The following is a 26,054-nucleotide window of genomic DNA, read 5'->3' as shown; positions in this document are numbered from 1 at the left end:
CATGGCGTTCACCTTCGACCGGCCGCCAGGGTCGTCGACGTTCCGCATCTTGACGGTCTGTACGGGGAACATCTGCAGGTCTCCTCTCGCAGAGCAGTATCTCCGAGCAGGACTAGCGGCTGCGGGCGTGTCGAACGTGGTCGTCGAGAGCGCGGGGACCATGGCCCAGGACGGCCAGGCGATGCCCAGACAAGCCCTCGATCTTGCGCGTCGATACGGGGTCGCTGACGCCGAGGCTCACGGTGCGCGCTACCTCTTCGAGGGGCACGTGGCGGGTGCGGACCTGGTCTTCGGGATGGGGCGCGACCATCGTCGGGCGATCGTCTCGCTCTTCCCTCGTTCGAGTCGGTACGCCTTCACACTCCGCGAGTTCGCGCGACTAGCTCAGGGCATGACGACCGACGACCTCGCCGACGCAGCATCCCTCGATGCAGGCGACGTGGCGGGGCGTCTGCGTTCGGCAGTGGCGGCGGTCGCGGCGCGCCGCGGGCTCGTCGCACCGCCCGCCGAAGTCGTCGATGATGACATCGTCGACCCCTACAAACTCGACGATTCCGTCTTCGCGGAGAGCGGGCGCCAGCTCGTCCCCGCTGCTGACGTCGTCGTCAAGCTGCTGGTAGCCGCGGCACGTGTCCGGGTCGACGACAAGGCTGCCATCTGATGGCCCAGGACAGAGCTCGCAAGAGGGGACGCCGGAATAACCGGCCCGTCATCATCGGAGCCATCGCACTCTTCGTCGTCGTCGATGTCGCCCTCGTCGGCTACGCCATCCTGAATACGGACTCTGCCTCCGATTCGTCATTCGCAGAGACTCCCGTCCGCGAAGACAACAACACGCCGAGCGCTGAACCGACACCCACGCAGACGGCTCGCGAGCCGCTTGCGGCTCCAGCGACCTACCTTTCGGCCGTGGATGCGACCACCGCTTATCGGACTCAAGCGGGTGACTGCGGATCGGCGACGACAGCCGTGCTCGAGAAGACCTCCGACGGAGGGGCGACGTGGACATCCAGCACCCTGACTACGGATCTGTCATCTGTGTTCCGACTGCAAGCGCAGGATTCGACTTATGCATTCATGGTCGGAGGGGCGACGTCCACCTGTGAGGTGGGCTTCACGGCCACCTACACCTCTGGCACGGGTTTCCAGACGTATCCCGATCGGGTCGCTGCGACGTGGTACGCGGACCCGGCGACGCCCGGTGTGGTGCACTCGCCTGCCGGCAGCTTCGCGTCTCCCTGTGGTGTGGTGACCGGCCTGGCCCCCAGTACCGACCTGAGTGCGGCAGTACTGTGCGACGACCGCACGATCTACCGCACGGGCGACGGAGCAAGGGCATGGGACAGCGGAACGTCCGTCAGCGGTGCCGTGGCCTTGACTCAGACGTCCAACGGTTATCTCGTCGCATCGACCGACGACGCCGCCGCGTGCGTCGGCGTCTCTGTCGCGTCCCTCGGCTACACCGGCGATGCCACGCCGATCGGCTGTATCGCGGGCGTGGACACAGCGGACGCACCGCAAGTGCTCCTGTCGGCTGGAGCCACCAGTGTGTGGGCTCAGGTCGGGAACGACGTGGCTGTTTCGGCAGATGGCGGCGTGACGTGGCCAGCACGAGGCTGACCGACACGGATTGAGGACGTCAGCAGGGGCATATCGGATGCCTCTGCCCAGTAGCTCGGGCAATGTGGCTCGATAACATGAGGAAGTCGCATGAACCGCATCGATTCGGTGGACGTAGGCCGGGGCATGGCCATGTTGATGGTCGTGGGTTCGCACGCCATAGAGTGGTCGCGCGCTGGGGAGTTGAGCGAACCGATCCAGACGCTGCACGTCATCTTCGCTTCCGCGATGTTGCCGATGTTCTTCTTCCTGTCTGGGGCTCTGGGCAGCAGGGCGGTCGCATCCTCCTGGCGCAAGATGCTCTTGAGTCGTGTAGCGCCGCTCCTCTGGGTGTTCGTCCTCTGGCAACCTGCCGTGTTCGCCTATAAATTCACGGCTGGCCAGATCCTCCCGGAACAGGAAGACACGAGCCTCGCCGCGCATCTCGTGCGTGCGGGAGCGTCTTTCGTCCGGCCTTCGGGTGAGCTCTGGTTCATCTGGGCCTTGGCCATCTTCTTCGTCGTCGTCAAACTGCTCCACCGCGTCCCGGCCGTCGTACTCGGTGTTGTCGCGGGTGTCGTGTCACTCGCTTGGTTGAGCTTCTCCGGCGTTCTTCTCGGAGAGTCGTTCTCCCGTCTGCTGGGTCCTGGCCTGAATGGGTTGCCGACGTACTTCTTCTTCTTCGTGCTCGGACTGGTCAGTTCGGACATCACGATGAAGTGGATGAGTCGAGCCTCGTCCGAGATCTCGGGACGACTGGTCGTCGTCGTCGTCGCCTGGCTCGGCATCATCATCTTCGCGAGCGTCTTCCAGGTGTTCGATGCTCCGATCATCGTCTTCGTGATCAAGGTGGTCGGGCTCGTCGGTGGCCTCGCGGCGGCAGTGCTGCTCTCCCGAGTCCGGTTCTTGAGATTCATCGGGCAAGGGTCGATGCCGATCTATCTCACCCACAGTCCACTGATCGTCGGGTGCATCTCGGTCCTGTACGCGACGCAGCTCGTCGATGTCCCCTGGCCCTGGTGGGGCACGCTGATACTCGTCGCGTTGGTGGTCCCGGTGGGCCTGCTCCTCCACGTGCTGAACACGAAAGGGCACCTGGTCTGGCTCGTGGCCCTTCCTTCGTGGCTCAATTCGTGGTTGGCACGAGTCGGGGCGAGCAGCGGTGAGCGGCAGCCCCTCTAGTCCCTGGAACGGCTGAGTCGAAGGGCTCGCCAGCGCCGCACGGGTGCGACACCGGTCACGAACTGCGGCAACCCGGCGCGAACGGCGATGAGACCCGCGAGCCAGGGGACAAGCAAGACCAGGGCGAACTGCCAGATGCGCGCTTCGTCCGGAACGCCGAGTGCCCAGAGAACGGCTGGGTGAAGAAGCACGACTATCAAGCCTGGAACGGCCAGGGATGTGACGGCCAGCGAGGTCGCGGTCGATGCCTTCGCGAACAGGGACTCGCTGACGAGAAGCAGGCCGACGCACATCGAGAGCGCGATCAGGACGCTCAAGGGGCTGCCGTAGGAGCCACCTTTGATGTTCATGGCAGGTGCGACGTTCGAGGCGATGCACGCGACGCTCAACACGAGGAGCGCGGATCCGTACAGCCCAGGGCGCCTGAGCCGCTTCCTGATCGAACGGAGCTCTGCCCCGGCCACGACGAAGAAGAGGCAAGGGAGAGCGGATGCGATCGAAAGCGGAGTGCCGGCGAGTTCTGGTCCGAAGACCAATCCGAGGACGATGCCGGCGCCGGCGCATATCCATCGGATCATCTTCGGGAACCGCCAGATCACACGTGCGAGGAGCGCAGTGAAGAACAACACGGAGAAGAACCAGAAAGTCGTGAAGGGCCTGTAGGCCGCTGAGCCGCCCCAGATGACCATCTCGATCGAATCGGGCCCGAGCCGCGCAGCATTCGCGAGCCCGAGGCCGTAGGCCAAGCCGAAGACGACGAGCCAGAAGACGTAGGGATAGGCCAGGGAGCGAACACGTGATCGGAACTCCACGGAGAACGATCTATCGTTCTTGAGAAGGTATCCCGTGAGGAAGAAGAAGATCGGGACGTGCCAGGGGTATACCCAGCGTCCGACGGCTTCGATGTTCCATGAATGCCCGACGACGACGGCGACGATTCCCAGCACGCGGACGAAATCGATTCCAGCGTTACGAGCTTTCTTGACCGTTGCCACGCCGTTCAAGCTGCCCCCAGTTGTAGTCAGTCTTATGAGGGTTGTTGTCCTTGACCGAACCCGCTCGTAGCATTCTAGGGTGAGTCGTTACTAGGGGTCGGGCGCGGGCCCCGGCTGCAACAGCCCTGCGGCGGCGGAGCCCGTTCTCTGGAGGAACTTTCTTGAGCAATCGATCCCAACGCTCGCTCGTTACTCGAGCGGAGCACACACGATCAAAGAGTCTCATCGGTGCGGCCGTCGTCATCGTCATCGCTCTGACCGGGGCGATCCTCCCTTCCGGTCCCGGCCCAGAAAGCGCTCAGGCTGCCGTCACAGCGCCCGCTGTCGTCTCAGCACATCCCCGGCTGCTAGCCAGCTCGGCGGACTTCGCTGCCATGCGCAAGAGCATCACTACCGACGCGACGGCCAAAGATCTCTACGCGGGCATCAAGAAGCGGGCAGATGCGGCTCTCCTGGAGCCGACAGTGACCTATGACAAGTCCGACGGCGTGCGCATCCTCAACACGAGCAGGAAAGTCCTCGACCGCGCCTACGACCTCGGATTCGTCTGGCAGATGACAGGAGACGCACGGTACGCCGACCGACTCTGGCGTGACCTGGCGGCCGCCGCGAGTTTCAAGGATTGGAATCCCGACCATTTCCTCGACACAGCGGAGATGACTCATGCTTTCGCGATCGGCTACGACTGGCTCTACGACCGCTGGACGCCTGCTCAACGGAACACATTGACAACCGCTATCCGGGCTAAGGGGCTTCAGGCTGGTCTGCCTGTCTACGCAGCCCCGGCGAGTAGTCGCGGGCCGTATCTGAACGGCGGCAACTGGGCGCAGATGACCAACAATTGGAATGTCGTCGCGAACTCAGGATTGGGCCTGGGTGCTCTAGCGGTGGTCGACGTGGACCCGACGCTCGCGAATGATGTGCTGAACAAATCCTTGGCCAGCATCAAGCGCGGTGCCTCTGCCTTCGCGGACGGCGGCGGATATGCCGAGGGGCTCACGTACTGGGAGTATGCGGCGCGCTACTACTCGACCTACGCTCTGGCCCTCACGACGGCGACTGGCGCCGATCAGGGTCTGATGAGCGCCTCTGGGGTTCGCGAGACGGGATACTTCCCGATCTATGGAACCGCACCGAACGGACAACCTTTCAACTTCGGCGACAGCGACGCTGCAGACACTCGTACATCCGCCCTGGCTGTCCTCGGTGTGCTGGCGAACGACCCCGTGCTCGTCAATGAAGGTGCCGCGGGTCGGACGTCGGGCAACAACGTCCAACGACTCGTGGCGTTGAATCGCTTCGCCACAGAGACGAGGTCTCCGGCGCAAGCGCGACTGCCACTCGATCGATCGTTCGCCAATGCCGGTGTGGCAACCTTCCGCTCATCGTGGGACGACGCGCGAGCGACATCTCTGTCGTACAGGTCGGCGAACAGTCCGAAGGCCGCGCACCAGAATCTGGATGCCGGCACGTTCGGTCTCACCGCTCTCGGTGAGACATGGGCGGAGGAGCTCGGCAAAGACGATTACGGACTCGCCGGTTACTTCGACGAGGGTGCCTCAGGCAGCCGCTGGGACTACTACCGCGAGCGGCCCGAGGGGCAGAACACCTTGGTGCTCGACGGTTCTCGTGCTTCCGACGCCCTGATAAACAACCAGTCCGCTCGAGCTTCTTTCGCGTCTAACTCCGTATCGGCTCAGAGCGTGTCGGATTTCTCCACCCTGTACCCGGGCTCGCTCAGCAGCTGGAAGCGCGGAGTCAGGTTGACGGACTCGAAGCAGCAGGTCGTGATCCAGGACGAGGTCGTAGCGCCCGGAGCCTTCGAAGCACGCTGGACCATGCATACGAAGGCTGACATTCGCATCGCGTGGGATGGCAAGTCCGCGACCCTCTACAAAAACGGGGAACGCCTCGTGGCTCGTATCACCAGCCCTGGACCGTTCACATTCGTCGATGCACCCGCAAGCCCTTATCCGACGTCGCCCGACCCTGGTCAGCAGGCTACGAACGGCAACATGCGCAAGCTTCTGATTGATGTCGCGGGGAGTGGGTCAGTACGGCTGACGGTACAGCTCACACCGGTTTCGGAGCCGACCAAGAGCCTCCCTGCCGTTCTCCCCGTCGTGCCCCTCGCGAACTGGGCTCTCGACGCCGAAGGGAGCGCCAAGCTCGAGGGGATCACGGTCGGAGGGAGATCCGTAGCGGCCTTCGACCCCAACGTCTTGCAGTATCGGGTTTCCGTTGATCCCGCGCTCGCCGTGCCCTCGGTAGTCGCACGGGCAGCTAGTGGGACGACGACGAAAGTGACGCTCCCCCCGAGCATTCCTGGACGGGCCACGGTGACAGTCGGCGCCGGTACGGCCGCGCGCTCGTATTCCGTGCTCTTCGAACGTGGCGCTACTGCCATCGGATCTGCATGGGCTTCCTATACGAAGGAAGGCAACGTGAATTCCACCGTCGATGGAGATCCGTCGACATACTGGGCGACCTACGGGGATCGCCAGATCGCGTGGAAGCTGAAGGCCTCGAGCGCGGTCCAGAGTGCTGTCATCGCGTGGCGGAACAACACCTCGCTGTACACGAAGTTCGAAGTCGAGACTTCCCAGGACGGCTCGACCTGGACTCGGCAGTACAACGGGTCCTACTCGGGTAGGCCCGGCGAGCAGATCGTGAACTTCTCAAGTCCAAGGTCGGCCCAGTATGTTCGCTTCCTCGTCCACGGCGACGCGAAATCAGATCTGTGGACAGCGATCTCGGACGTGTCTTTCTACAATTACGATGCCCGCCCCTCGGGCCCTGCAGCACCATCCGTGAGACCAGAAAGCGTCGCCGTTCAAGGCCCGACCGGCTCCATGCTGGCAGGGACTACGGCGCCTCTCACCTATGTCGCGCGACAGGCCGATGGTAAAGGCATCACGCCCACGGCGGTCAAGTTCGTGGCTGGCGACGCATCCATTGCCAAGGTCTCGTCAAATGGCGTGATAACAGCTGTCGGCCCTGGCTCGACGCAGGTCGGTGTCGTCGTCTCAACAAATCGATATCTGGCTACTGCCTCTCTCAAGGTGACCGTCACAGATCCGACCAAATTGCGCTTGTACCCGTCTGGGGACAGCTATGTGCAAGGAGGAAGCTCGGCCGCAACCAACTTCGGATCGGACTCCGCTCTACTCGTGAAGACCCTTCCCAGCGCGGCAACGGACAAGAGCGGAGAACGTGTCTCCTACATTTCGTTCGACTTGTCGAAGCTTCAGGGAGCCCGCGTGACGAAGGCTACGTTGAACACCTACGGTTACGTCCTCGACGGCGCCGGCGATTCGACCAGGATCCGTGCCTATGGCGTCAACGGAACGTTCGTCGAGAAGTCCTTGACTTATGCCAACCGACCTAGTCTGACAGCGGGGCTGGGCCAGGCGACCTTCACGAAGACCCAGGGGTTCAGGAGCTTCGATGTGACTTCGTTCCTGAATCAGCAATCCGTCGGTGGGGCCAAGGCAGCAGCCGTCGGGTTCGGGAACGACACGGCGTCGGGCAACCCCGCGCTCTTGACGGCGCTTTTCAGTCGGGAGTCCAAGCAGGTCCCTTATCTGGACATCGTCTTGCAGCCGTAACTCCGCTGACGTGCTTCTCCTCTGTTCCTGAGCCAGACCGGCTCTGAGCACGACCGCTGACTGGTAGATGATTGCGAGTTCGTCACAGGGGGTCGCGAGGGGTCGTCCATGCGTGAGAATTCTGGGACTCAGGTCAGCGTCGGGTGCGATGAGCTCCTGGGCTGTGAGGATGCCGTCTCTCGCGAGACGATAGTCAACGTGGCCGAACCCGTCTCTTCCGGGGATCTGTGGAGACATCGTCTGGTCGGACGCCATATCGCCGCAGGAGATGACGACGGCTCGGCAGGCTCCGACCGAGCGACTTCACGAGGCGGACCTCATAAGCCGCATGGGCGGCTTGGAAACGCCTCCGGGGGGAGCCGTCCTGGTCGACAACAGTCCCGCCCGGTGTGTCATCTGTCACGGCGAGGCGGGGCTGCGGCTGTGGTCGGGCCTATCCGATGCGAGCAGTGTCGATCGACGGGGCTGATTGCGCGGAACGAGATGCGAACTTTCGGAGCAACAGCCTCGTGATCGGTTTCTCCACAAAACGGTAGATCAAGAGCGACGCGATGACCACGCCGACAATGGACACGATCACGGAAACCCAACCATTGTGGATGCCGACCGCGAACAGAACGACAGGAACGAGGGGAGCCATCAACGGGTGGAACAAGTACAGCGAGTACGACGCATCCCCTAGGCGGATCAACCACTTCGGTATGCGTCCGTGTAGCAGCGGCTCCAGGGCTATGACTGCGGTGAGCAGCACCGTGATGCCGACCTTGCGGATGAGGCTCGGTTCGTAGATCGGCACGCCCTCCACGATCGACTGCAAAACGGCTATGCCCGTCCATAGAGCGACCACCCCGAGCAGCCAGATGATGGCCGCACGGAGATTCCGGTCGACAGTCCATTTGCCGAGGATCATGCCCACGACGAAGTACATGACGATCGGGTTGAGGTAGAACATCGCTGGAGGCCAGTCTTCCGGTGGCCGGAACACGCTTGCTATGGAGACGAGGGTCAACACAGCAGTGCAGAAGAAGAGAACGTTCGCCCGGACCATCAGGGCGACCGTGAATACGAGATAGAACATCATCTCGAACACGAGGGTCCATCCGACGCCGAGCAGCGGCTCCACCTTGCCGTCGACATTGACCGAAGGAATGAAGATGTACGACAAGATGGTGGCACCGGGGTTGAGTACCGCATGCAGGGCCGCGCCTGGCACGACGATCATGAGTAACAGTTTCACCGTCGTCGCGATCCAGTACATGGGCACGATCCGGATCAGGCGGCGGATGCCGAACAGCTTCCACCCGCCTTTCGCCCCAACCAGCGAACCCGTGGAGGTCATCATCACGAAGCCGCTGACGATGAAGAAGATGTCGACGCCCACTTGGCCCGGATGCCAGATGGTGAAGCTCGGATCTAGTCGTTCGCTCGCGTACGCGGTCGTGTGAGTCGTAACGACGAGAAGCGCCGCGACGAACCGCAGGGCCTGAACGCCCTCAAAAATCTTATTTTTCAATAGCGCCCCCGTCGCGCGGTAGCCTAGCGGACCTGCGGGTCACCTATAGCGCCGAACCCGAAGGTGAACGCGCATGCAGTCGACCGTCGGGATCAACGGCAGCTGGTCTCCCAAGGTCACCTCCAGTGAATCCACGCATGCTGAGCTGGCTCGTGTCGGAGTGCGCCGGCGCACCTTCGTCGCGGTTTCGGCCATGCCAGAGGTGAGTGCCTTGACGCTGGATCCCGAGCTCACGGGTGGCGTACGGCACGGGTCGGCGGCCGCGGACGACCGGCTCGGTGAGCAGGGCCCACCCGTTGTGAACTCGACGTGCTACCAACGTCATGGCTGAGTGCATCAGCCGATCTCGCCACGGGCTCTCTTGATCTTGAGCAGGAGATCTGGAGAATACGACGCTCGGATCTGATCGTCGTTGCCAGCGGCCTTCACATTGTCGTGATAGAGACCTTGTCCTTGCGAATCGGGAAGCATGGCGTAGTGCTCGGGGGCCGTCTTGGTCTGCTTGACGCGGATGCCGTTGCTTGCGGCGACCGAGTGCAGATAGACGTCGTCGGCCTTCGGAGCGGACGTCAGGAAACGCCTTTCCCCAGCCCGAAGGAGGTCGATCATCGTCCTCGGGTAGATCACTCCGGAGACTCCGGTCGCGAAGACCGCGATGCTGCCCTTTCGAGTCCAGCACTCGTCCCACTCTTCGTAAGGTGTCAGGGATCCAGGTTCGTCGAAGGTGACCAGATGTGCTCGATGGCAGTGAATGAGCTGCGGCTCGCTACGATTGGCCCTCACGAGACCTCGTAACCAGGAAACTGGGTAGAGCATGTCATCGTCTGCCGTGACCAGTAGGTCGTCGATCGAGAGATCGTCCAGTGCCGGGTAGTACTTGGTGTGCGGGCCGAAGTTCTCGGTGAGCCGGATCTCCAAGCCCCGCTTTTCCAGCCGACGAAGGGATTCGGGGCGGTCTCTCCACGCATTCTCGTCGTCTAGCCAGAGAACGATTCGGCCCGGCCGCTCACGCCCACGGGCTATGGATTCGATCGTCAAGTGCACGTTCTCGAGTCGCGCCCCATGCGTCGTCAAGCTGACATAGGCCGAGTGCGACGAGTCCGTCACAGGCGCGGAGGACCGTACGTTGCGCCGGTGTAGCCGCCTGACGGTCAGAGGGGTCAGGGCCACGCGCGACTTTCGTCTGAGTTTGCGTGCGACTCGCGGAAGAAAGGGGTACTTCACGTTCAAGCTCTTTTCGGGATGTTCGGGTTCACGAGTTATTTCTTGAGGAGCGACCGCAGGTTGCCCACGAATGCACGACCGTCGGAGGGTCGCAGCAGATAGAAGTCACGGACGCGCATGGAGTACAGGCGGGCGGCGATGAGGATGTTGATGTTGCTTGAAACGAGATTCCCTGCAAGCGTCGCCACTCCAGCGCCGATGGCTCCGTAGACGGGGACGAGCAGCACGACCAGGGTCAGATTCACGGCGAATGCGCCGAGGAGTGCGAGACTGCGAAGACCAGGGCGACCACGGGCAGCGAGGGCTGCTCCAGCCACGGAGCCGGGTGGCCCTACGACGGTCGCGAGAAGCAGAAGGAGCGTCAACGCGATGGCTGGGCGGAATGCCTCTCCGAACAGGATGGGGAACCACCAGAGGATGGTGGCCGCCATCCCTCCTGCGAAGAGGAGGCACAACGCGCCGCTTACCCGCGCAGCATATGTCAGGCGTGCGTTGTTGTTACTCCGGGCATCGGCCGCGAACATCACCTCGCGCACGGTGTTGTTCACGAGCAGAGGTATCTCGGCGACACTGACGGCTACTGCGTAGAGACCCAACTCGTAAACGCTGGAGAGCGGGACCATGAGCGTCTGGTCGAGGCGGGCGAGGAAGACGCCTGAGATGGAGCCGATCCAGACGAGCGAGCCGTACCTCGCGATCTGCGTGTACGCGAGCTCTGACGGCACCGTCTCGGTCTTCATTCCTCCTCTGCGTCGCAGGAGCAGGCAATAGAGCAGAGCCCCGGTGATGGGAGCCCACGCGTTCACATAGACGGCGTGCGTGACTGTCAAGGAGTCGACCTGAATCAGGAGCACGATGGCGCCTAGCCGGAGGAGTGACGACGTTGATCGCTCGACCGCTACTAATGTCCATGCCTCTTGGCCGATCGCTGCTGCTCTCACGACCGAGAGGAGCAGAGTCGGAATCAAGGCCACAGCGGAGATCGTCAAGAGGTCCGCGACCCGTGAGTCGCCGCCCGAGAGAGGGCCACGAAGCCCGAGAAGCGCGACCAGGCTGACCGCTCCGGTCAGGATCACGAACACGACGACCCGTCGGGTGATGAGCCCCAACAGCGAAGGGAAGCGTGCGACCAGGTAGGTCGTCGCCTCGGGCAGCCCGAATGTCGCGGCAGCGACGAACAACAGGAGAGGGGCCTGGGCTGCTGAGACCAGGCCGCGTCCTTCGACTCCGAGTGCGTGCGCGAGGAGGGGAGAGGTGACGAACGCGGCGACGGGGGGAACGAGGTTTCCCGCCGCATTGATCGCGACGTTACGGGAGACGCTCTTCCTGCCGCTCATCGAGAGCCCGCCTGGTCTCGGCTCGAGACATGCTCGGAAACGGCGTCTCGTACGATGTCCGGTATCGCCCGGCTCGGGTAGCGGGAGGGGATGGGTTCGGAGAAGGCCAGAGTCCCCTCCTTGAACCTTCCGAAGACGTCAGCGAGCGCGCCACGATCCTCAGGGTCGATGAGGACGAACCGTCCTCCATGAGACTCGGCCGATTCGGCGAGTCCGCCACGGTTGGAGATGATGAGCGGCACGCCGAGCGCAGCCGCCTCGGCTGCAACGCGGCCGAAGGGCTCCTCCCACACGGAGGGAACCACCAGAACATCGACTGAGGCCAGGAACTCGTTCGCGTCGACATGGCCGACGAAGTCAGCCCCGGGAAAGCGCCTGCTGAGTTCGTCCCGGTACGAATCTTGACCTGCGCCGGCCACCCGAACCGTGACATCGGCCTCTTCCGCGGCCGCGAGCATTATCTCCACGCCTTTTTCGGGACCCAGCCTGCCGAGATACCCGATCACGCTGTTTCGACTCATCGCCTCGTCAGGTCGACGTTCCACCACTCGGCCTGCGTTCGTGATCCTGGGGTGCGAGTAGGCGACGGGGGCGCCACCGAAGAGGCCATGCTGCTGGTGGAGCTCGATGACTCTTCGCGAGATGCCCACGACAGTGCCCCCGGGCCAATTCCGTTTCGATGCGTCCCGGCGTGGTCGGCACTTGCCGCAGATGGTCTCGCAGAGACCGTTCCGCATCAAGTTGGAGCGAACGCACAGCAGGTTGTAGTCACGGACCACATGGACAAGGGGTATTCGCGCTTTGGCGGCGAACGCCCACGGGCCGTAGGCCCAACCGGAGATGTTGTTGGTGACGATCACATCGGGGCTCAGCCTGTTAGCCGTCCGTCTGATCCGCATGAGTCCCACGAGGGATGAGAGATCGATGACATTCCACAGCGTCTCGAAGACCCTCGGGCGTCGGCGTCTCGTGCCCCATTTCCAGAACAGATTGGGTATGCGCAGGCGGATCACCGTGATCCCGCTCACGCTCCTCACATCGGCTGCCCCTCTGCCCTTGAGCGCGAGAACCGTCACCCGGAAACCCGCCGCCACGAGTTCTTCGCAGAGGGCTTCGACGGAGCGTTCGGCGCCGCCGACGTAGGGCGGGGGGAACATCGTGTTGAGGACGACGACGTGTGGGCCCGACGGGCCACTTGCTGGGCTCAACGTCTCACCAGCGATCTGGAGCGACCCACCTCGGCTTGGCCCGCGGACGGAGTCGGACCTTCTTGTGTCGATCGCCGTGAATCGGCGATGGACACGGCCGCCAGCGTGACCAGCGTCCAGAAGATGGGTGTGGCGGCGCTCCGCGTGGACAGCGAGCTGTAGCCGACGGCCATCACGAGACCGAAGGCCAAAGCTAGAGCGAGCCCGCGCCTCTCGGCCACACGCCAGGCGACGAGCGCAAGAAGAATCATCGCGAGGAACCAGAGGGCCGTGGGCAGGGCGCCGAAATCGTAGGCGAACGACAGAGCCGCGTTCTCGATGCTGGAGGCGAGCACACCGGCGTCTCTCAGCGATCCGCCGCGCGAGTAGCCGTAGCCCAGGAAGATGAAGTCCGAGACGTTCTGGAGCATGTAGGACACCGCTGTCCCTCGGACTTCGCTCGAAGCGACCGAGCCTCCTAGGCGGTCCAGAGCCGTCTGAGCCAGGTCCGTCTGCAGGAGCACGATGAGTGAGGTCACGGCGGCTACTGCGATGGATGCTTTCTTGCCGATCGACAACCGAGTTCCCAGCAGGGCGAAAAGCCAAGCCGCGGCTGAAAGACCGATGGCCAACCGTGAGGCGGTGAGGGCGATACCGGCCGTCAGAATGAACATGGCCGTGATCCTCACCCACGACCGCCGTGTCATGACAGCAAGAGGGAGCGCGACGAGAAGCAGCATCGCGAGGTCGAGTGGGCTATCGAGGGTCCCGGTAGCTCGGTTGAACTGATTAGAGGTGTACCACCAGAACTCTTGCCTGGCTGTTTCGAAGAACAGCACTCGACCCGTGCCGAACTGCACCAACGCGAGGAAGCTCTCGAACACCGCCAACCCCAGGAGACCGTTCCGCACTGTCTGCGACCATGTTTCACTTCGATCTTTGTCTCGCATGACGAGTGCGAAGAGCACGAGGGGTGCGACCAGGGAGTCGGCGATACCCGGCAGGTACCGCGGCCCGGGGCCGAGAAGTGTGCTCACCACGGCAGCGATGAGCAGCAGGATGGTCGCGATCGTGACGGTCGTCGCCAGCCGGCTGCCTGGAGGACGAGGGCGTCCGCTCGTCATGAGTGCACGAACGGCGAGGTACATCGCCAGGAAAAGCGTCTGAGGAGCGAAAAGGCTGAGCGGCCCCATCAACGGTGGACGAGCAACGGATGGAATGAGGACTGCGAGGGCGACGACGATCAAGAGCGCCCGGTCTGAACGTCGCCTCGTCCAAATAGCGGCGGCCATGAGAACGATGCAGACACTGCCGAAAATCACGAGGAACTCCTGGGTGATCGTGTGACGGGGTGGCCGCCCGAAGACGCCGGGCTCGCTCTGCGGAACTGGCTACGAAGCATGGATCGGGCCCCGTCCGAGGAGGCCGAGCACGAAGGCGGACTTTCGCTGCCAGGTCACGTCGGAGGGCGTATCCGTGACTTGGCGATCGATTCGGGGTCCGGTCGATGTGACGGCGCGCAGCCAGGATTTGTGGTCCTCTATGCGCGCCACGTTCACGTTCGACAGACCTCGACTCGAGGCGCCGACCACGGGGGTCGTGAGAACCGGCAACCCGGCCGCACGGTACTCGTAGGTCTTGATCACGTCGCCCCCTACTTCCCCGTCACCGACACGGTGGGGGACCCAGCCGACGTCGAACGACGTCAGTAGTGCAGGCACCGCGTCGTAGTGAACGTCTCCGAGCAGAGTGACGTTCGGCAAGCTTGCAAGTGGGCCCCGATATTCGTCATCGAGGATAGGGCCGGCGAAGACGAAGGATAGGTCGGGTGACGCCTTTATCGTCTCGACGATCCCTTCGAGGTGCAGTCTCCGCCCGATCTTTCCGACGTACCCGACCGTCAACGGGCCCGACGCGCTGGAATCCGTCGAGAACCGTTCAGGATCGACACCGTTCGGAAGAAGATGGACGTCGTCGCGGCCGAATCGTCGGGCGAGTTCGGCTGTGCCCTCGGCGTTCGCGGTCACGTGATCGGCGGCCTCGAACGCTGCGGCGTAGGCCTTCTCCACGTGCGGCCTGATCGTCGAGAACGCGTAGTGAACCGTCCAATCGTCGAGGAGATCGAGAACGACTTTGCTCTTCGACGAGAACGGGTTCGATGCTCGGGGCGAGAGCGCGACGAAAGGATTCCACACGACTGCAGGTGCGCCGTCGGCCACCTCTGGAAGAGCGGGGTAAGCACCTGCCGAGCGGACCCACCAATGACGCTTGTCCGTGAGCTTCGGCACACGCATGGTGCGGCGCCCGACGTGCACCGTGTTGCGGGCAGGTGTACCGGACAGCCCTCTCGAGGGAAGGATGAATGGCTCAGGTCGCGATACGACCTCCACCTTGGAATCCCCTTCCAGGTGACGACCGAACCATTCGATCATGTGGCCGTCCCGGGTCCGGTATCCCTCCTCCAGCAACTTGCGCTGTCCGTGCATCGGAAACGTCAGCAACGGAAGATTGTTTGTTGCGTTCACGCTCGAGTAGCCTTTCCGCGTTTCTTGATCAGCAATCGCAGGGCTGCCTCGTACTTGGTTGCGACCGACGGCCAGCTGTAATCACCGCGGGTTCGTTCGCGAGCGCCGTCCCCGAGTCGGTCTTGCGCTTCCTCGTCATTCAGCAGCCGGGTGACGGCCTCTGCGATGGCTACGGAATCGGCGGGACTGTAGTGCCCCTGGGCATCCAGCACCTCGCGGTTGTAGACAGTGTCGCGAGCCACGATCGGGGCACCGAGCGTCATCGCCTGCACGAGAGCCGGGTTCGTCCCGCCGACGCTGTGGCCGTGGAAGTAGGCGCCGGCGTGCTGCCACAGGGAGAAGAGGCGCTTGTCGTCGCTCACGTGGCCGAGCCAGTGGACGCGCGGATTCGAGGCGGACAGGGCGGCGACGCGCTCGTCGATCTGGCCGCCGTAACCGCTCGAGCCGACGATGACGACATCGTGCGTTTCGGCGATCGTCGGAGCCGCTTCGATGAACTCGAGCACGGTGTTCTCGGGCACGAATCGGGCGACGACGAGGGCGTAGCCGCGATGGGTCAGGCCCGGTTCCAGTGGGAGCTCGGGGGCCTCGTCGCCTCCGTAGGGGATGAAGACGCCGTCTCGGCCGAAGCCGGACTTCCAGCGCCGTCCGATCTCATGGGCATCGAACACGAGCCGATCCGCCCACCAGGCGGTGGTCTTCGCGCCCCAGCGGAAGACGGCCTTGGCCAGCCGGCCCCACTTCGCCCGCTCCCATTCGATGCCGTCGACGTTGACGAGCGTCGGGATGCCGCGCAGTCTGAGGAGGGGCAGCCAGTAGCCGTTGGCGACGTTCATGATCAGGGCGACGTCCGGTTTGCGTCGCATCGCGTCGACGATGGCGCTGAGCCCGTAGGTCAGGGTGCTGAGCGACTTCGTCTCGAGGCCGCGGGTCACTCGCGTGGTGACGCGGGGATCCCGATCGGGATCGTCATCACGGGTGGAACCGGGGCGGCCGTAGACGGTGACGTCCCATCCCTCGTCGACGAGGTACGGTGCGAGCTTCCGCACCGCGGTCTCGAACCCGCCGTAGTAACTGGGATAGCCCCGGGTGCCGATGATGGCGACCGAGGGCTTGTCGGACTTCTGATGGGGCATCTAGTAGGCACCGCTTCCACGGAACACGGCGCGCGCCGTGCGACCGAGCAGGATCATGTCGTTGAGAACCGACCAGTTCTCGACGTAGTACAGGTCGAGGCGGACGGAGTCCTCCCACGACAGGTCGCTCCGGCCGCTGACCTGCCACAGCCCGGTGATACCGGGGCGGACCAGGAAGCGGCGGAAGTTGTGCTTCTCGTACGCCTTCGTCTCGGCGTCGAGCGGGGGGCGCGGGCCGACCAGGGACATCGTGCCGTTCAGCACGTTGAACAGCTGCGGCAGCTCGTCGAGGCTGTACCGGCGCAGGAAGCCGCCGACCTTCGTCACCCGCGGGTCGTTCTTCATCTTGAACAGGACCTGGTTGCCGGCATCGCGCTGCTCGGCCTGGAGGGCCGCCAGCTGAGCCTCGGCGTCGACCTTCATCGAGCGGAACTTGAACATGGTGAACGTCTCACCACCGAGACCGACCCGCTGCTGACGGAAGATGATGGGGCCGCTCGACGTGACCGCCACGGCGATCGTGATCGCCAGGAGCACCGGCGAGAGCAGCACGACGGCGAGACCGGCGGCGGCACGGTCGATCACCGTCTTCGTCCAAGCCTTTCGACCCGCGAAGACCGGCGACTCGACGTGGATCAAGGGGAGACCCGCCACCGGACGCGTGTGCATCCGCGGCCCAGCGATGTCGGTCAGAGCGGGCGCGACGATCAACTGCGTGCCCGACTCCTCGAGCGACCACCCGAGCTGCCGGACCGCGAGCGGTGACAGCTCGTCGCTGCTCGTGACGATCACGCAGTCCACGTGGTGACGGGCCAAGACGGCCGTCACGTCGTTGAGGGCTCCGGCCACGGGCACGTGGGCAGCGCCGATGGTGCTGCCGGACGTCCCGTGCGGCAGGCAGGCCATGACGGGCCGGTAGCCGGCCGACGGCTGCCCCGAGAGCTGATCGGCGAGGTGCTCGACCGAGTGCCGTGAGCCGACGAGCAGAGCTCGCGCGGAGTACTGGCCGACACGGCGCTGCGCGACGAGCCACTGGCGCCAGCCCCAGCGCGACAGGACGAGCCCGACGGCGGCCACCGGGAACGAGGTCAGGACGAAACTGCGGCCGAGATCGAGTCGCAGGATGATAGCCACGATCGCGAAGACGCCGAAGAGCATGAGCGACGATTCGAGCACCCGTTTGTACTCGAGGGTGCCCTGGCCGATGATGCGGGAGTCCCGGGTGCCGTAGGCGGTGAGCACGAGCAGCCACGCGGCGAACAGCGCGAGGCTGACGACGGTGTGCTTGGTGGCGACTTCTCCCCACTCCAGCCGATCGGCCAACGACCCCATGTTCATGGCGTACCAGGTGAGTTCACCCGCGGCGACAGCTATGAGCACGACGAGACTGTCGGTCAAGGTGAGCCGGCGAGCGTAGTTCCGGGCCCACGGTGCCGGAGCGTCTCCGACGAGGCCGTGGCGCAACGTCGAATCGGCGGCAGTGGTGGTCAACAGTCCGGTCCCCCTCGGGCAGTCTTCGAGGGCGGGTCGGCAGGTTGCGGGGCCTGCGCGGTCACCAGGATCCGTGCGACCAGCCGGGTTGTGGGCGGCGCGGAAACCCTCGGTTCATACATAGTAGTGAACAGTCGTCGGTTTACAAGATGGATACTCGTGGGTATGCATTGGCTGGTCCCCGGTTGTGGGCCGTACCCCCACGGGTCTTCCGATTCTCCGCTCCGAGCTGGGGGTGTCACTCGTCTCACAGGGTCGGCAGGTACGCCCCGAGCGTGTCGTTCGCGAGGGCGTCGCGAAGACCCGGCATCTTGCCCTCGGCCTGCAGGACCACCGACTGGCCGCCGATCGTCCCGGTGCCCGACGTGGGGATCGTGAAGAAGTGGATGTTCTCGTTCTTCACGTCGCGCAGGCTCACGCCGAGCGAGGCGATGGCGCCGGCGTCGAGGGTGTCGTCGACCGTGAGGTAGTCCGAGACGGAGCCGACGAAGTTCGTGATCGCCGTCGGGTTCGTCAGCGTGTCGCGCGAGATCAGCTTGTCGGCGACCGCCTGGAGGAAGCGCTGCTGGTTCTCGACCCGGGTGTAGTCGCCGTCGGTGAACGAGTAGCGCTCGCGCACGAAGTTGAGGGCGTCCTCGCCCTCGAGGTGGTTCGTGCCGACCTGGATCTGCGTGCCGCGGGCCGTGAAGGCCTTGTCGCTGACCACGTCGACCCCGCCGATGGCCTCGGTCATGCCGGCGAAGCCCTCGAAGTCGATGATCGCGACGTGGTCGATGCGCGCGCCGGTCAGCTGCTCAATGGTCTGCACCGTCAGCGGCGAGCCGCCGTAGGCGAACGCCGCGTTGATCTTGGCGTCGCCGTTGCCCGGGATCGGCACCCAGAGGTCGCGCATGATCGACATCACGTAGACGTTCTTCCGGTCGGCGTCGATGTGCATCAGCATCATCGTGTCGGTGCGCTGGTCGGTCGAGGAGGCGTCGTCGAGGTTCGTCTCGTCGCCGCGCGAGTCGGAGCCCATCAGCAGGATGTTCATCGCGCCGGTGGCGGAGACGGTCGGACGAGTGGACTCCTCCGGGAACGCCTGCGGCAGCGTCGTCGTGCGGTCGTCGAACGTGCGCGCGAGGTTCATCGCGTAGACGCCGGCCACCACGCCGACGATCACGAGCAGGCCGACCAGGATCGACGCGACGATGATCAGGGTCTTGACGGGGCGCGACAGGCGCTTCTTCTTGCGCGGCCGCGTGCTCGGGTCGTCGTGCTGAGTCTTCTCGTCAGGGCCGAGGTCGAAGATGTCGGTCATGGTGATGGCTCCCATGGGCGGCGATCGGTGTGCCGCCCGGTGTTGGCGTCCGACGAGCCTAACCGGATGATGAGTCGGGCTCGATCGCGAGCGCTCCCCCGTTCGGGGGGTGTCGCGGGTCTCACGCCCCCGGCGCCACCACCCCGTGCGTCGCCGCCCAGACCGCCACCGCCGCCGCCGCGGACCAGGCCTGCGGCCGGCACGACGCCGGGTACGGCACCGGCGCGGGCACGTCGGCCGCCGAGTCGCCCGAGTGCAGCTCGGGCATCCGGTAGTCGAAGGCCGGCGCCGCCGCGAGCAGCCCGTCGGCGAGCTGCTGCGCCTCGGCCGCGAAGCCGGCGCGGGCGAGACCGGAGACGGCGATGGCGGTGTCGTGCGTCCAGACGCTGCCCCCGTGGTAGCTCAGCGGCCAGAAGCCGGCGCTGTCGCTCGACATCGTGCGGAGGCCGAAGCCGCTCGACAGCTCGGGTGAGACGAGTCGGGACGCGACCCGCGCCTCCTCGGCGGACGTCAGCAGCCCGGTGCCGAGCAGGTGCCCCAGATTGCTGGTGACCGTATCGACCGGGCGCTTCGCCGCGTCGAGCGCGATCGCCGGGTAGTCGCCCGCCGCGTCGGACACCCAGAAGGAGGCGCGGAACCGGTCGCGCAGACGCCCCGCCCACTCCCGCCACCCGTCGGCCCCCGGCCGCCCGAAGTGGTCGAGCAGGTCGGCGCCGTGCATCGCCGCCTCGTACGCGTAGGCCTGCACCTCGCAGAGGGCGATCGGCCCCTCGGCGAGCGAGCCGTCGCGCCACTGGACGCTGTCGCCCGAGTCCTTCCAGCCCTGGTTCGCCAGCCCGTGCCCGGTCTCGTCGACGTACTCGAGCAGGTCGTCGCCGTCGCTGTCGCCGAAGTCGCGCATCCAGGCCAGGGCCGCCTCGAGGTTCGGCAGCAGCGCCTCGACCTCGGCGTCGGGCAGACCCCAGCGCCACGCGTCGTGCAGCAGGCAGACCCAGAGCGGCGTCGCGTCGACCGTGCCGTAGTAGAGAGGAGGCAGGCTGACGCCCTCGTCGGGGATCGTGAGCGTGTGCTGCCGCAGCTCGTGCATGATCTTGCCGGGCTGCTCGGCCGTGTCGGCCACCGAGGTCGTGCCCTGCAGGCGTGCGAGCACCCGCAGCGTCCCCGCCGCGATCGACCGGTCGAGCGGCAGGGTGAAGCGCGCGGCCCAGAGCGAGTCCCGCCCGAACAGCGTGAAGAACCAGGGGGCCCCGGCGGCGAGGAAGACGTCGTCGGGGGAGTCGGCGGTCGTCAGCCGCAGCGCCGACAGGTCGCCCTGCGCCCGGTCGAGCCAGCGGGCGAGGCGGTCGTCTCGCGGAGCGGGCTCGATCGGCGCCCAGGCCTGCTCGCCGTCGACCCCGGCCACCACCGCGTCGTCGAGCGTCGCGCTCAGCTCGAAGCCCACCGTCGAGGAGGCGCGGGCCGGCACGGTCACCCGCCAGACCAGCTCGAGGCGGTCGCCCCGCCGAGCCACGTGGCCGCCGCGAGCGTCGAGCGAGACGTGCGCACCGCCTCCGGACCAGGAGGCGCGGGTCGGCACGCCCCCGTCGTCCGGCTGCTCGAGCTCGACCGTCTGCGGGGGAGTCGCCGGGCGGCCCGACTTGACGACGTCCATCGACGAGGCGTCCGGCGTCAGACGGACCCGGATCGTGAGCTCGAGCGGCCGGGCCAGCCGCGAGGTGACCGTGATGCCCTCCGTGACACCGGACCGCGTCACGTCGCGCCGCACGGCGAGCCGCACGTCGGGGTCGGCCCCCGGGTCGTCGAGATCGCGCAGCAGCGACTCGAAGCGGACCGACGAGGCGCCGAGCGGCACGGTCGCGATGTGCTCGGCGACCGCGCCGTCGACGGCCGCCGTCGCCGCGGAGACCAGGCGCGTGTCGCCGAGGTAGACGCCGTGGATCGGCGCGGCCCCCATCCGCCCGTCGGCCGCCGACCAGGCCTGCGCCGGCGCGCGCAGCACGACGGTCTCGCCCGCCGGCAGGGGCTGACGGAACGCCGTCGGCGCGGTGTCGGAGGGGGAGGGGGCGTCGGTCGACGTGGCGGTGTCGGTCATGGGGTCCTGATCGGTGAGGGCGGTCGTGCGGGGTGCTGCGGGCGGCGTCATTCCTTGACCGCCCCGGCGCTGGCGTTCATGATGCGGCGCTGGAAGACGAAGAACATCACCGCGACCGGGATGGTCATCACCGCGGCGGCCGCCAGCTTGATCGGGTACTGCGACCCCTGGCTCAGCTGGCCGGACGCCAGGCTGGCGACGCCCTTCGTCAACGTCGTCAGCTCGGGCGACTGCGTCGAGATGATGAAGTGCGAGAGCTCGTTCCACGAACCCTGGAACGACAGGATGATGATCGTCACCAGGGCGGGCCGCGCCATCGGCAGCACGATCGACCAGAACACGCGGAACGTGCCGGCGCCGTCGATGCGGGCCTGCTCCTCGACGCTGCGCGGGATCGACTCGAAGAAGTTCTTCATGATGAAGACCCCGGCGGCGTCGGTCAGCAGCGGCACGATCATGCCCGAGTACGAGTCGTACATGCCGAGCTGATTGATCACGAGGAACTTCGGGATCAGCAGCACCACGTTCGGCACGGCCATCACGCCGATCAGCAGGACGAAGATCACCGACCGGCCCCGGAACCGCAGCCGTGCCAGCGCGTACCCGGCGAGCGAGTTGAAGAACACCCGGCCGAGCGTCACGAAGACGGTCACCACGGCCGAGTTGGCGAACCAGGTCGGGAAGTCGCTGTTGAGGAACAGCTGCTGGTAGGCCGCCGTCGTCCAGGTCTGCGGGATCAGCGACAGCGGGTCCGCCGCGGCCTCGGGATCGGTCTTGAACGACGTCGCCACGTTGATGAGGAACGGCAGGATGTAGATCGCCGCGATCGCGATCAGCGAGGCGTAGAGCAGCGAGGTGCCGGCCACCCGGCGGGTGCTCCGCGGAGCCTTCCCCGCGGGTCGGGGCCCGGTGGGAGGCGCGGCGAGCGGAGACGCGGACGTCGCGTCGGCGATCGGTGCCGTCGTGGTCATCGCGGGTCTCCCGTCGTGTAGAGCCTCATGCGGCGGGCCGAGACCTCGCGCTCGCGCAGCACGATGCGCTGCAGGATCGTCAGCGCGACGATGATGACGAACAGCACGAACGCGATGGCCGCACCGCGTCCCCACTGCTGGTCGCCGAACGCCGAGGTGTACGACAGGTAGGCCGGGGTCAGCGTGGTCTTCTGCGGCCCGCCCTGGGTGCCGGTGTAGATCTGGTCGAAGACCTGCCAGGTGCCGATCAGTCCCAGCGTCAGCACGGTGAACAGCGTCGGTCGCAGCTGCGGCAGGGTGACCCGCCAGAAGCGCTGCCAGCCGTTCGCCCCGTCCATCATCGCGGCCTCCTGCACGTCGCCGCCGAGGTTCTGCAGCGCCGCGAGGAACAGCAGCATGAACGTGCCGCTGGTGGTGAAGACGGCCATGAGCACGAACGCCGACATCGCGACGGAGGGGCCGGCCAGCCAGTCCCACCAGCTCACCCCGAGCGCCGTGTTGTCGACCAGCACCGCGGGGCCCTGCGTCACGCCGAACAGGCCGAGCAGGTTGTGCAGCACCCCGCTCGCGTCGTTGAACCAGGCGGGCCCGGTGATGCCGACGAACGACAGCAGCTTGTTGACGGCCCCGCTCTGCGAGAACAGGAACAGCCAGAGCACCGTGATCGCCACCGAGCTCGTCACCGACGGGAAGTAGAACGCGGTGCGGAAGAACCCCCGGCCGCGCAGCACCTGCCGGTTGACCAGCACCGCGAGCAGCAGGGCCACGGCGGTCTGGATCGGCACCACGAGCACCACGTACCAGGCGTTGTTGCGCAGGCTCAGGCCGAAGTCGCGCTCGGCGAGTCCACCCCCAGCGAGGAGCTCTGAGTAGTTGTCGAGACCGACGAACCCGACCTGGTTCGAGAAGGGCGATCCGCGGCCCGACCAGTCCGACACGCTGACCCACAGGGCCATCAGCACGGGGATCGCGAGGAACAGCCCGAGGATGATCAGGATCGGCGAGACGAACAGCCAGCCGGCGCGGCCCTCGCTCTTCGAGATGGACGACACGGGATCCGCCTAGTCGAGGATGGCCTCGAGGTTCGCCTGAGCGGACTCGAGGATCGTCGCCGGGTCGGCCGTCGCGAGGCCCGAGAGCTGCGAGTTGAAGTCGGCGATCACCGCGGCGGAGCCGTCCTGGTTCGGCACGCCCTGCGCGAAGTCGGCCGAGTCGAGGAACGCCGCGTCGTCGGGGTTGTCGGTCTTCCACTGGTCGGCCGCCGACTGGATGGACGGCATCACGCCGAACGCGTCGGCGAAGGCCAGCTGCTGGTCGGTGCTGGTGAGCTGCTCGACCAGCGCGACCGCCGCCTCCTGGTTGGGGCTGTCGGCGGCGATGCCCCAGCAGTTCGTGAACTGCAGGGTGCCCTGGCCTCCCGGGCCGGCGGGCAGCTCGGCGATGCGGTAGTCGACGTCGGGGTAGTCGTTGGTCATGGCGCCCGCGATCCAGTTGCCCTCGATCGTCATCGCGGCCTGGCCGGTGCCGAAGGCCTCGCCGCCCCAGCCGGCGCCGAGGTCGCTGGAGAACGCGGCGTCGCCGCTGGTGAGGAGCTCCTTGACGTAGGTCAGCGCCTCCTCGTTCTCGGGGGAGTCGACCGTGGCCTCGGTGCCGTCGGCGTTCGTCAGGGCGCCGCCGGCCTGGGCCATGAAGGCCCCGACCCGGGCGAACTCGGGGCTGAAGGCGAGTCCGACGTGGTCGTCGGTGGTGAGGGCCGCCGCCGCGGCGGTGAGGGAGTCCCAGTCGGTGGGGATGTCCGCGTCGGTGAGGCCGGCGTCGTCCCACATCTGCGTGTTGATGACCAGGCCGAGCGTCGAGAAGTCCTTCGGCGCGCAGTAGAACTGGTCGTCGATCGTGAAGCTCTGCACCAGCGTCGGGAAGAAGTCGTCCTTGTTCGACAGGCGGTCGCCGTAGGCCAGCAGGCTGCCGTTGCCGGCGAACCCGGCGAGCGTGTCGGTCGACACGTAGAAGACGTCCGCGGGCTGACCCGACGCGAAGCCCTGGCTGAGCTGCTGCGGCAGGTCGCTGGCGACGCTCACCTCGGCGTCGGTGCCCGAGTCGGCGGACCACGACGCGACGGCGTCGGTGACGGCCTGCGTCTCGGCGTCGCCGCTCGAGCCGATGAGGACGCTGAGCGCGTCGTCGCTGGAGGTCAGCTCGCCCGAGGCGCCTCCGCCGTTCGCGTCGCCGGTGTCGCTGAAGCCGGAGCCGCAGGCGGTGAGGGCGAGCGTCGTGGCGGCGGCCAGCGCGCCGATCGTGGCCAGTCGGGATGTGCGTCGTTGCATGATGTGCCTCTCGCGTCGTTGCGATGTGGTGCGGGGTGGTCGGGTCGTCGGGTCGTGCTCGTGGTGCGGCTGATCGTCGGGTGCGGTGCCCGAGCTATTTGAACGATCAAATCGCAGTGGTCACACGCTAAATCGGCATGGGCGTCCTGTCAAGACCGACCCGCGCCTCCTCGACTCGGAGGCCGCCGGGGGCTGCGGTAGCGTGTCGGCAGGTCGGGGCCGGTCCCGCGCCGGTCGGAGGTGAGGATGACGCGCTCGCCGTCACCGCGCCTCCCGACGGTCACCGACGTGGCGACCGCCGCCGGTGTCTCGCGGCAGACCGTCTCGAACGTCCTGAACGCGCCCGACGTCGTCAAGCCCGACACCCGCGGCCGCGTCGAGCGGGCCATCGCCGACCTGGGCTACCGCCCGCACGCCTCGGCCCGCCGGCTCCGCACCCGTAAGAGCTCGACCATCGGCATCCGCCTCGACCCGGTCACGAATGGCATCTCGGGGGCGGTGCTCGACCGGTTCCTGCACGCCGTGACCGAGCAGGCCGATGCGCGCGGCTACCGGATCCTCCTCTACACGGCGGCCGGGCCCGAGGACGAGATCGCGCAGCTCCGGCGGCTGCTCGACGGTGCCGACGTCGACGGCTTCATCCTCACCTCGACCTTCTTCGACGATCCCCGCACCGAGTGGCTGATCGCCGCGGGCTGCGAGTTCGTCACCTTCGGACGGCCCTGGGGGCTCGACGACCGCGGCGACCCGCGGCACCGGTGGGTCGACGTCGACGGCCGTCACGGCGTCGCATCGGTGACCCGCGATCTGCTCGACCGTGGGGCGACGAACGTCGCGTTCCTGGGCTGGCCGGCGGAGTCGGGAGCGGGCAACGACCGGAGGCGCGGGTGGCGCGAGGCGCTCACCGAGCGCGGACGACTCGGCCCGGACGAGATCGAGGCGCTCAGCCTGAGCGTCGAGGACTCCGTCTCGCTCGGGGCGGACAGCGTGCGAGCCCTGCTCGCGTCCGGAGTCGCCGTCGACGCCGTGGTCTGCGCGAGCGACACCCTCGCGCTGGGAGCGTCCACGGTGCTGGGCCGGGGCGTGCCCGTGGTGGGGTACGACGACACCCCGGTCGCCGCCGCGCTCGGGCTCTCGAGCGTGCAGCAGCCGCTCGAGGAGGTGGCGTCCGCCGCGCTGTCGCTGCTGCTCGACGACAGCGAGCCGCGGCAGCGCCTCCTGCGCCCCCGCCCGGTCTGGCGCTAAGCGCTGCTTCTGTGTGCAAATCGCGACTGTTCGCGCTGAGGGCGGGGTCTTTCGACCTGAATTTCGGTTGTTGGAGCCGCCGTGGTCGCGATTGGCACGCGTGATGACGGGGTTGAGGTCGGGAATGGTGCTGCGCCGCGCCTCCTCGGCCCGGGCGGTGCCGAACCCGACATGTGGCGCCGGGTGCTGCCCGTCAGGCGGGGGCGGTGGGGCCGAACCCGACAGATGGCGCTGGAAGCGCGGCGTCTCGACCTGATTCTCGGTTGTTCAAGTCGCCGGTGTCGCGATTTGCACACGTAGGGCGGGGGCGGGGCCGGGGCCGGGG

20 protein-coding genes are annotated in these 26,054 nt (G+C 66.2%); 6 read left to right on the top strand and 14 right to left on the bottom strand.

Going from position 1 to position 26,054, the window contains the following annotated elements; translation table 11 throughout:
• Position 1 precedes the first annotated feature (1 nt).
• The 3 genes from FFA01_RS12285 (at position 2) to FFA01_RS12275 (ending at position 2,781) form a co-directional block, all read left to right on the top strand.
• The gene (locus FFA01_RS12285) at positions 2-661 is read left to right on the top strand and encodes an arsenate reductase/protein-tyrosine-phosphatase family protein (protein WP_146856479.1); all 660 of its coding nucleotides are present in this window, start codon (positions 2-4) and stop codon (positions 659-661) included.
• Positions 661-1,620, top strand: coding sequence for a hypothetical protein (locus FFA01_RS12280; protein ID WP_146856478.1), 960 nt, complete (start codon positions 661-663; stop codon positions 1,618-1,620). Before FFA01_RS12285 ends, FFA01_RS12280 begins: the two co-directional genes overlap by 1 nt.
• Before the next feature lie 90 nt (positions 1,621-1,710).
• Complete coding sequence (locus tag FFA01_RS12275; RefSeq protein ID WP_146856477.1) at positions 1,711-2,781, top strand: acyltransferase family protein; 1,071 nt, start codon at positions 1,711-1,713, stop codon at positions 2,779-2,781.
• Here FFA01_RS12275 and FFA01_RS12270 read toward each other — a convergent pair.
• Complete coding sequence (locus FFA01_RS12270) at positions 2,778-3,776, bottom strand: acyltransferase family protein (RefSeq protein WP_167627372.1); 999 nt, start codon at positions 3,774-3,776, stop codon at positions 2,778-2,780. The two genes, FFA01_RS12275 and FFA01_RS12270, sit on opposite strands and share 4 nt — an antisense overlap.
• Before the next feature lie 161 nt (positions 3,777-3,937).
• On the opposite strand from FFA01_RS12270, the gene FFA01_RS12265 reads away from it, so the two are divergent.
• Positions 3,938-7,384, top strand: coding sequence for a CBM96 family carbohydrate-binding protein (locus FFA01_RS12265; protein ID WP_146856475.1), 3,447 nt, complete (start codon positions 3,938-3,940; stop codon positions 7,382-7,384).
• A gap of 433 nt (positions 7,385-7,817) precedes the next feature.
• On the opposite strand, the gene FFA01_RS12260 is transcribed toward FFA01_RS12265, so the two are convergent.
• Positions 7,818-8,897 carry an acyltransferase family protein gene (locus tag FFA01_RS12260; RefSeq protein WP_146856474.1) on the bottom strand — a complete coding sequence of 360 codons (1,080 nt, stop codon included), beginning with the start codon at positions 8,895-8,897 and terminating at the stop codon, positions 7,818-7,820.
• 73 nt (positions 8,898-8,970) lie between these two features.
• On the opposite strand from FFA01_RS12260, the gene FFA01_RS16290 reads away from it, so the two are divergent.
• The gene (locus FFA01_RS16290) at positions 8,971-9,228 is read left to right on the top strand and encodes a hypothetical protein (protein WP_244289828.1); all 258 of its coding nucleotides are present in this window, start codon (positions 8,971-8,973) and stop codon (positions 9,226-9,228) included.
• Between the two features lie 5 nt (positions 9,229-9,233).
• On the opposite strand, the gene FFA01_RS12250 is transcribed toward FFA01_RS16290, so the two are convergent.
• The 12 genes from FFA01_RS12250 to FFA01_RS12195 form a co-directional block, all read right to left on the bottom strand.
• Positions 9,234-9,935: a hypothetical protein gene (locus tag FFA01_RS12250; RefSeq protein ID WP_146856472.1), complete on the bottom strand. Its 702-nt coding sequence runs from the start codon at positions 9,933-9,935 to the stop codon at positions 9,234-9,236.
• Positions 9,936-10,156: 221 nt separating this feature from the next.
• Positions 10,157-11,458 (bottom strand): lipopolysaccharide biosynthesis protein, encoded by a 1,302-nt coding sequence (locus tag FFA01_RS12245; protein WP_146856471.1) that lies wholly within the window; start codon positions 11,456-11,458, stop codon positions 10,157-10,159.
• Positions 11,455-12,615, bottom strand: coding sequence for a glycosyltransferase (locus FFA01_RS12240; RefSeq protein WP_146856470.1), 1,161 nt, complete (start codon positions 12,613-12,615; stop codon positions 11,455-11,457). The genes FFA01_RS12245 and FFA01_RS12240 overlap by 4 nt, the downstream gene beginning before the upstream one ends.
• A 47-nt stretch (positions 12,616-12,662) precedes the next feature.
• Positions 12,663-13,967 carry an O-antigen ligase family protein gene (locus FFA01_RS12235; protein WP_146856469.1) on the bottom strand — a complete coding sequence of 435 codons (1,305 nt, stop codon included), beginning with the start codon at positions 13,965-13,967 and terminating at the stop codon, positions 12,663-12,665.
• A 69-nt stretch (positions 13,968-14,036) separates the two neighbouring features.
• The gene (locus FFA01_RS12230) at positions 14,037-15,170 is read right to left on the bottom strand and encodes a glycosyltransferase (protein ID WP_208720919.1); all 1,134 of its coding nucleotides are present in this window, start codon (positions 15,168-15,170) and stop codon (positions 14,037-14,039) included.
• Entirely contained in the window at positions 15,167-16,306 is a 1,140-nt protein-coding gene (locus FFA01_RS12225; RefSeq protein WP_146856468.1) for a glycosyltransferase, read from the bottom strand. The genes FFA01_RS12230 and FFA01_RS12225 overlap by 4 nt, the downstream gene beginning before the upstream one ends.
• Entirely contained in the window at positions 16,307-17,704 is a 1,398-nt protein-coding gene (locus FFA01_RS12220) for a sugar transferase (protein ID WP_167627370.1), read from the bottom strand.
• Between the two features lie 340 nt (positions 17,705-18,044).
• Entirely contained in the window at positions 18,045-19,097 is a 1,053-nt protein-coding gene (locus tag FFA01_RS12215) for an LCP family protein (RefSeq protein WP_146856466.1), read from the bottom strand.
• 121 nt (positions 19,098-19,218) lie between these two features.
• The gene (locus tag FFA01_RS12210) at positions 19,219-21,189 is read right to left on the bottom strand and encodes a glycogen debranching N-terminal domain-containing protein (RefSeq protein ID WP_146856465.1); all 1,971 of its coding nucleotides are present in this window, start codon (positions 21,187-21,189) and stop codon (positions 19,219-19,221) included.
• A gap of 47 nt (positions 21,190-21,236) precedes the next feature.
• Positions 21,237-22,160 carry a carbohydrate ABC transporter permease gene (locus FFA01_RS12205; RefSeq protein ID WP_146856464.1) on the bottom strand — a complete coding sequence of 308 codons (924 nt, stop codon included), beginning with the start codon at positions 22,158-22,160 and terminating at the stop codon, positions 21,237-21,239.
• On the bottom strand, positions 22,157-23,212 hold the full coding sequence (locus FFA01_RS12200) for a carbohydrate ABC transporter permease (protein ID WP_146856463.1): 1,056 nt from the start codon (positions 23,210-23,212) through the stop codon (positions 22,157-22,159). The genes FFA01_RS12205 and FFA01_RS12200 overlap by 4 nt, the downstream gene beginning before the upstream one ends.
• A 9-nt stretch (positions 23,213-23,221) precedes the next feature.
• Positions 23,222-24,484 carry a sugar ABC transporter substrate-binding protein gene (locus FFA01_RS12195; protein WP_146856462.1) on the bottom strand — a complete coding sequence of 421 codons (1,263 nt, stop codon included), beginning with the start codon at positions 24,482-24,484 and terminating at the stop codon, positions 23,222-23,224.
• Positions 24,485-24,730: 246 nt separating this feature from the next.
• Between FFA01_RS12195 and FFA01_RS12190 the strand changes: the two genes are divergently transcribed.
• Positions 24,731-25,729 (top strand): LacI family DNA-binding transcriptional regulator, encoded by a 999-nt coding sequence (locus FFA01_RS12190; RefSeq protein WP_146856461.1) that lies wholly within the window; start codon positions 24,731-24,733, stop codon positions 25,727-25,729.
• The last annotated feature ends 325 nt before the right edge of the window (positions 25,730-26,054 follow it).

The organism is Frigoribacterium faeni (assembly GCF_007988805.1).
GTDB lineage: Bacteria > Actinomycetota > Actinomycetes > Actinomycetales > Microbacteriaceae > Frigoribacterium > Frigoribacterium faeni.
The sequence above is the reverse complement of the archived record's forward strand: the minus strand, read 5'-3'. Positions and strand labels throughout refer to the sequence as shown.

Coding starts and splice junctions, on each gene's coding strand:
- FFA01_RS12285 (WP_146856479.1), top strand. CDS start 2: ATGGCGTTCACCTTCGACCGGCCGCCAGGGTCGTCGACGTTCCGCATC.
- FFA01_RS12210 (WP_146856465.1), bottom strand. CDS start 21,189: ATGACCGACACCGCCACGTCGACCGACGCCCCCTCCCCCTCCGACACC.
- FFA01_RS12280 (WP_146856478.1), top strand. CDS start 661: ATGGCCCAGGACAGAGCTCGCAAGAGGGGACGCCGGAATAACCGGCCC.
- FFA01_RS12205 (WP_146856464.1), bottom strand. CDS start 22,160: ATGACCACGACGGCACCGATCGCCGACGCGACGTCCGCGTCTCCGCTC.
- FFA01_RS12225 (WP_146856468.1), bottom strand. CDS start 16,306: ATGCCCCATCAGAAGTCCGACAAGCCCTCGGTCGCCATCATCGGCACC.
- FFA01_RS12195 (WP_146856462.1), bottom strand. CDS start 24,484: ATGCAACGACGCACATCCCGACTGGCCACGATCGGCGCGCTGGCCGCC.
- FFA01_RS16290 (WP_244289828.1), top strand. CDS start 8,971: ATGCAGTCGACCGTCGGGATCAACGGCAGCTGGTCTCCCAAGGTCACC.
- FFA01_RS12190 (WP_146856461.1), top strand. CDS start 24,731: ATGACGCGCTCGCCGTCACCGCGCCTCCCGACGGTCACCGACGTGGCG.
- FFA01_RS12245 (WP_146856471.1), bottom strand. CDS start 11,458: ATGAGCGGCAGGAAGAGCGTCTCCCGTAACGTCGCGATCAATGCGGCG.
- FFA01_RS12275 (WP_146856477.1), top strand. CDS start 1,711: ATGAACCGCATCGATTCGGTGGACGTAGGCCGGGGCATGGCCATGTTG.
- FFA01_RS12215 (WP_146856466.1), bottom strand. CDS start 19,097: ATGACCGACATCTTCGACCTCGGCCCTGACGAGAAGACTCAGCACGAC.
- FFA01_RS12240 (WP_146856470.1), bottom strand. CDS start 12,615: ATGTTCCCCCCGCCCTACGTCGGCGGCGCCGAACGCTCCGTCGAAGCC.